The organism is Rhodobacter calidifons, from assembly GCF_011174775.1.
In the GTDB taxonomy this organism is placed as follows: Bacteria; Pseudomonadota; Alphaproteobacteria; order Rhodobacterales; family Rhodobacteraceae; genus Tabrizicola; species Tabrizicola calidifons.
This window is the reverse complement of the sequence record NZ_JAANHS010000008.1, coordinates 136,686-142,941: the sequence shown is the minus strand read 5'-3', so window position 1 is coordinate 142,941 and position 6,256 is coordinate 136,686. Positions and strand designations below refer to the sequence as shown.

Here is a 6,256-nt window from a genome sequence, read left to right as displayed (position 1 = left end):
CGAGCCGCCAGTTCGGCCCGTCCGTCCAGATCCCGGTCAGTTCCGGAAAGAAAGGATAGGGTCGCGCGTCCCAGGTCCAGGCGGCGCACTCGGGGACATGGACCATCCGGCCGCCGTAAACAGGCGACGTCGGGTTGTTCGCGCCCTGACCCCACCAGAGATAACTGGCCTCCAGATAGGCGCGCTGGATCGCGTCATCGCGCCAGCCGCGGGAGAACCAGCCCGCGCCATGTCGGCGAGTTTGGTCGCCACCGTTTCCAGCGCCGGGGCGACGGCGACGGTCAGTCGGTTGACGAGACCGGTCCAGATCAGGCTGAGCCGTGCGATGGCGTCGCCCGTCCGCTCGATCTGCGCGGCATCGGCCGCACTGACCGCCACCCCGAAATCCTGCACGTCGCGCGCCGCGTCCCGCAGGGTCGCGGTGTCGATCCGCAGGAAGGCGAGCGCCGCACGGTCGCCGAAGAGGTCAGAGGCGACGGCCGCCCGCTCGGCCTCGGGCACATATCTGGCCAGCGCGTCCTGGATCGCCACGATGCGCCGGTCGAGCGGCAGGGCCTGCAACTCCGCCGCCGTCAGGTTCAGCCGCCGCAGCGCGCCCACCGCCGCGCCGGAACCCCTGGCCGCTTCCGACAGGCGATTGGTCAGACGCTGCGTCGCCTGCTCGATCTGGCCTATCGAGACCCCGGCCAGTTCCCTGGCCCAGGTAAGGGTCTGGATGCTTTCGACCGTGGTGCGCATCGACTGCGCGAGCTTCGCCTGACCGATGCGCCGCGGTCAGTCGAGTCGCATGCCTACCGACAGCGTGCCGCTCCGGTTGCGCATCACGGCGCCCGGCACCCGCACGAAGCCGAGACGCTCATAGAGGCGGATCGCCGGGTTGGTCTCCCGGACGTTCAAGGACAGGCCGCAGCCCCGAAGCCGCGCCTGCGCGACAAACGTCTGCAACAGCGCCCGTCCGACCCCTTGGCCGCGCGCCTCGGCGGCCACGCCGATGGTCACTTCGGGGCATCGGTCCCCGAAATGGAAGGTCGGCCCTTCCTCGGGCCGGAACTGCCGCGCCCAGGCCGCGCCGAGGAAGCCGCCGTCGGCCCGCCTTGCTAGGACGCCGAAATCGCCGGGGCGCCGCCATCCCTCGAGATGCGCGGCGACGACCGGAATGCGGCGCGCGGCCTCGACGCTGTTCTCCTGCGCCGCCATGGCCAGCGCAATCCAGAGCAGGTCGAGATCCTCGACCTCCGCCGCGCTGATGCATAAGCTGCGCGCCATCGTCCTCGTCCTCCGCATTTCCGCCGGTCAGTGCGCGCCTGGCAGGCGCGGCCCGCAGCATGCCTGGGGGCAGGGATTCAGGCGGGTCAAGCCCCGCCGACCGTGCTGAAACCGCGCTGAAACATCCGAAACCCTTTCCCGCTTCCGTGGACAAACCCCGGACATCGCCGGCCCGCACAAGCGGGGCCGGAGCGGCGGCCGCCCTAGCCGCCCGCAGCAACGGGAAATGCCCAGATGGCCGACATCATCATCACCACAACCTCGACCACGCCGCGGAACCTTGGTTCCGGCGACAACGCGCTGGTCGCCCCCGCAGGCGTTCTTGCCACGGCAGGCACGGCCATGGTCAGGACGGGCACGTCCTCCGCGAGGCCCACGCTGACGGTGCTCGGCACGATCTGGAGCGGCGGCGTCGATCCGTCCGTCCGGGCGACCGGAGATGCCGAGATCACGGTCGGTGCCGGCGGCTCGATCACCGGCGCAAGGGAGGACGGGATCTACGCGACAGCCGCCGCGCCAGGCGTGGAAGGCGCGCTCCGCCTCGTAAACGACGGCATCATCACCGCGCGCTTCGACGGGATCGACCTCGACGCGGTCAACCTCGACCTCGACAATGCGGGGTCGGTCCGCAGCCACCTCGACGCCGGGATCGAGGCGCAGGGCTTCGCCCATCGCATCGTGAACGCCGGCACGATCGCGGGCGTCAACGGGATCGACGCGACGGCGACCGCGGTGACGCACGTCCTTAACCATGGCCATATCGGCGGCAGTGCAGCGGCGATGGTCCTGCGGGGAGGGCATGCGGTCGTCGAGAACCGGGGCAGCCTCGGCGGGAACGTCTACATGCTGACCGAGACTGGTTTCTTCGACGGCCGCGGCGGCGGGGCCGCCGCCGTCTATGGCGGCAACGGCGACTACGCGATGTTCGGCGGGGCCGCCGACGACACGCTTAGCGGCGGCGCCCGTCAGGACGATCTGCGCGGCGGTGCGGGCGACGACAATCTGAGCGGGCAGGACGGAGATGATCTCCTGTCCGGCGGTAACGGCGATGATAACGCCTTCGGCGGTGGAGGAAACGATACGATCCTCGGCGGCACGGGCGACGACAGGCTCGCCGGCGACGATGGCAACGACAGCCTGACCGGCGGCACCGGCGACGACAGCCTGACTGGCTGGAATGGAAACGACACGCTCGATGCCGGCGCGGGCGACGACCTGATCGACGGCGGCGCCGGCACGGACACGCTGGTGTTCCGCACCGCCTCCGCCGTGACCGTCGATCTCGAGGTGCAGGAGGGGCAGAACACCGGACAGGGCTTCGACAGGATCCTCGGCATCGAAAACGTCACGGGCGGTGCCGGCAACGACCGGCTGGGCGGGAACGCATCGAGAAACGTGCTCGTCGGGGGCATCGGAGACGACATCCTCGCCGGCAGGGCGGGGAACGACTTCCTGATCGGGGGTCTCGGCAACGACCGGCTGAACGGCGGGGCGGCCAGCGACACCTTCGTGTTCCGGTTGCGCGCCGGCGCCGACACGGTCGAGGACTTCCAGAACGGCCTCGACAGGCTGGATGTCCGGGGGCTGGCAGCCAGCCTGGCCGATGTGACCGTCGCACAATCGGGGGCGAACACGGTCCTTTCGGCGGGCGGCGTGCAGATCACGCTTATCGGCGTGGCGGCAGGCCAGATCGACGCGAGCGACTTCCTGTTCTGAACGCCTCCGGCGGCTCCGGGGCCGAAGCGCGCCCCGGGATCTCCGCACGGCGGCTGCGATCCGCCGACCGGGAACGCAACGATGTGGCGGGCAACGGAACGGTGCTAGGATGCAGGCCCGGGGCACTCGCGCAGCGATGCCGCGCAAGCAAGGAAAACGACCGCGTGGGGGAAGGATCGTTGGCAGACTGGCAGGACGCGGATCGCGGCGATCCTCAATCCGACGGCGCGATGCTGCACCGGGGCGGCAGCACAGCACCCACGGCGCCGGCCCCGGACATGGCCGCGGCCGGCATGGCGCCCTGGCTGACGCTTCTCGACCTCGCGCCGGTGCGCATCTGGCTGCTCGACGCGGGCCACCGCGTGCGCTGGGCCAACCGTGCGGCCTGCGCGGTGTTCGGCCTGCCGCTCGACCGCATCCTTCTGCTTTCCCGCGCCGACTTCTGCGAGGCGCACGGCGTGCACGACATGGACCAGCGGCAGGCGGCGCTGGCGGGCGGGACGGCGCGCTGGGCGGGCTGGGCTAGCTATCCCGACGGCACGCGGCGCTACACCGAACGCAGCTATCTACCGTTCCGGGGCGAAAACCCGGGCGGACCGCTCTACTTCGAGTTCACCATCGAGCAGACCGCGCTCATGCACGACCGCGAGCGCGCCGAGGCGGCCGAGCGGCGGCTTGTCGAGGCGCTTTGGGCCCTGCCTGACGGGCTGGCCATCGAAGACACGGCGGGCCGCCTGATCCTGTGCAACGAACCCTATGCCCGCACCTACGGCCTGAGCGCCGCCGCGATGACCGGCCTCTCCTTCTCCGAATGCGCGGCGATGCTGGGCCCGCGCCTTCTCTCGGTGGGGAATGCGGGCGACCTGCCCGACCCTGCCACGGCGGTGGAGCGCCTCATGCGCGTGCGCCGGACCGAGGAACCGGTGCATGTGCGCGCTGCCGACGGGCGCGAGTTCCTGGTGCGACGGGCCACCACCTCGGACGGCGGGCGGATCGTGCTGCACAGCGACCTGACCGCGCTGAGCGACCCCTGGGACATCCTGTCGGACGTGTTCGAGGCCTGCCCGACCCCGATCCTCGTGGCCGATGCAGCCGACTTGCGGGTGCGGATGTCGAACGCCGCGGCACGCGCGCTGATCTCGGTCGGCCGGCCCGAGGATCCGCGCGCCTGGGCGATGGACTGGGACGATCCGGGCCAACGCGACGCCTTCGTGGCCGCGCTGCGCCGCGACGGCCGGGCCGAGGGGCTCGAGGCGCGCTTCCGCCGCGGCGACGGCAGCCTGGTCTAGCTGTCGGTCTGGGCGCGGCTGGCCACGATCCGCGGCGAGACGGTGGTGATCGCCACGGCGACCGACGTGACCGGGGCGCGCGCCGCGCGCGAGGCGCTGCACGAGGCCTAGGACCGCGTGTCGAGCGTGATCGAGGCCTGCCCGACCCCGATCACCATGGCCCGCGCGGCCGATGGCGGGATCGTCTACATCAACCGCGCCGCCAAGGAGCTGATGCGCCTGGGCGAGCCCGGGGACGGGGCGAGCACCGCGCCGCACTGGCGCTAGCCGGAGGACCGCGCGGCCTATCTCGCCGCGCTGCGGGCGGCAGGCCGCGTGGACGGCTGGGAGCACACATTCCGCCGCGGCGACGGGAGCGGCGTGCATCTGGCCATGTGGTCGCGGCTGGCCGAGTTCCGGGGTGAGGAGGTCGTGGTGACGACCTCGATGGACCTGACCGAGGCCCGTGCGCGCGAGGCCGAGCGGGCACGGGAACGGGCGCAGCTCGAGGAGGCCGAGAAGCTCGCGGCCCTGGGCGAGATGCTGTCAGGGATTGCGCATGAGCTCAACAATCCCCTCTCGGTGCTGGCCGGCCAGGCGGTGCTGCTCGAGGAGACCGCGACCGACGCGGCCACGCGCCGCCGCGCGCTGCACATCGCCGAACAGGCCGAACGCTGCGCGAGAACGGTGCGCAGCTTCCTCGATCTCGCCCGAGAACGCCCCGGCCGGTCGGACCCCGTGCCGCTGACGCACGCGGTGGCCGAGGCGATCGAGATGACCGAACCCGACTGGCAGGCGGCCGGGGTGGCGGTGGACTGGGCGCCACCGCCTGTGTCGCCCTTGGTTCTTGGCGATGCCGACCGGCTGCGGCAGCTTGTGGTCAACCTGATCGTCAACGCGGTGCAGGCGATGGAGGGCCAGGCTGACCTGCGCACCGTCCGGTTGCGCCTTGCGGTAGAGCCGGGCGACGGGTCGGTCGTGCTGACCGTGGCCGACAGCGGCCCCGGCGTGCCTGAACCCTTGCGCGACCGCATCTTCCGCCCCTTCTTCTCGACCAAGGGCGCGGGTGGGTCGGGGATCGGGCTGGCGCTCTGCCGCCGCATCGCCGACACGCATGGGGGGCGCATCGCGCTTGTCCCCCCCGGCCCGGACGATCCGCTGCGGGGCGCGCATTTCCAGGTCGAACTGCCGCCCGCCCCCCGGGAGACCGATCAATGACCGCCCCCGCCGATGCCCCCGTGATCCTGATCGTGGACGACGAGCCCGCCCTGCGCGAGACGCTGGCGGAATACCTGACGCTGCACGGTATGCGCTGCGAGACCTATCCCGAGGCCCGCGCCTTCCGCGCCCGAGTGGCCACGGGCGAGCCCTTCGATGCGGCACTGCTCGACGTCACCATGCCCGGCGAGGACGGCCTGTCGCTCGCCCGCTTCCTGCGCGAGACGACGCGGGCGGGCATCCTGATGGTGACGGCGCGGGGCGAACCCGTCGAGCGCATCGTCGGGCTCGAGATCGGCGCGGACGACTACGTGACCAAGCCCGTGGACCTGCGCGAACTCTTGGCCCGCGTCCGCGCCGTGCTGCGCCGGCTGGCCGAGCGCGAGGCGCCGCCCCCCGCCGCCGCCCTGGTCGCGCCGCAGGCGGGCGAGGTGACGGTGCACGAGGGGCTGACCATCGACCGCGCCGCGCGGCGCGTGACGGGGCCGGACGGTCGCGACATACCGCTCACCAGCATGGAGTTCGACCTGTTGGCCGCGATGGCCGACCGGGCGGGGCGGGTTCTGTCGCGCGACACGCTCCTGGAACTCACCCATTCCGACCCGGCGCAGACCTTCGACCGCTCCATCGACATCCGCGTGACGCGGCTGCGCCAGAAGATCGAGCGCGATCCGGGTCGGCCGCAGGTCATCAAGACGGTCCGCGGCGCGGGCTACGTCTTCGCGCCGAAACCGGCCGGAAATCTCTGAAACGCGATTTCCGCGGGCGGACCGACGGCGGAAATCAAC

General features: G+C 71.8%; 6 protein-coding genes and 1 pseudogene. 5 read left to right on the top strand and 2 right to left on the bottom strand.

Translation table 11 applies throughout. The annotated features are described in order from the left end of the window. Nucleotides 1-220, bottom strand: a pseudogene (locus G8O29_RS12370) (baseplate megatron protein TIM-barrel domain-containing protein); the annotation flags it as partial. Between the two features lie 554 nt (nucleotides 221-774). Further along, the gene (locus tag G8O29_RS18825; RefSeq protein WP_367890170.1) at nucleotides 775-1,266 is read right to left on the bottom strand and encodes a GNAT family N-acetyltransferase; all 492 of its coding nucleotides are present in this window, start codon (nucleotides 1,264-1,266) and stop codon (nucleotides 775-777) included. Between the two features lie 234 nt (nucleotides 1,267-1,500). Here G8O29_RS18825 and G8O29_RS12360 point away from each other — a divergent pair, with 234 nt between their 5' ends. The 5 genes from G8O29_RS12360 (at nucleotide 1,501) to G8O29_RS12340 (ending at nucleotide 6,217) form a co-directional block, all read left to right on the top strand. Then, nucleotides 1,501-2,982 carry a calcium-binding protein gene (locus G8O29_RS12360; protein WP_166403542.1) on the top strand — a complete coding sequence of 494 codons (1,482 nt, stop codon included), beginning with the start codon at nucleotides 1,501-1,503 and terminating at the stop codon, nucleotides 2,980-2,982. Between the two features lie 179 nt (nucleotides 2,983-3,161). Further along, nucleotides 3,162-4,271, top strand: a complete 1,110-nt coding sequence (locus tag G8O29_RS12355; protein WP_166403541.1) for a PAS domain-containing protein — start codon at nucleotides 3,162-3,164, stop codon at nucleotides 4,269-4,271. A gap of 117 nt (nucleotides 4,272-4,388) precedes the next feature. Next, nucleotides 4,389-4,538 carry a PAS domain-containing protein gene (locus G8O29_RS12350; protein ID WP_166403540.1) on the top strand — a complete coding sequence of 50 codons (150 nt, stop codon included), beginning with the start codon at nucleotides 4,389-4,391 and terminating at the stop codon, nucleotides 4,536-4,538. Between the two features lie 48 nt (nucleotides 4,539-4,586). Further along, on the top strand, nucleotides 4,587-5,468 hold the full coding sequence (locus G8O29_RS12345; RefSeq protein WP_166403539.1) for a sensor histidine kinase: 882 nt from the start codon (nucleotides 4,587-4,589) through the stop codon (nucleotides 5,466-5,468). Beyond that, nucleotides 5,465-6,217, top strand: coding sequence for a response regulator (locus G8O29_RS12340; RefSeq protein WP_166403538.1), 753 nt, complete (start codon nucleotides 5,465-5,467; stop codon nucleotides 6,215-6,217). The genes G8O29_RS12345 and G8O29_RS12340 overlap by 4 nt, the downstream gene beginning before the upstream one ends. Nucleotides 6,218-6,256: the final 39 nt, after the last annotated feature.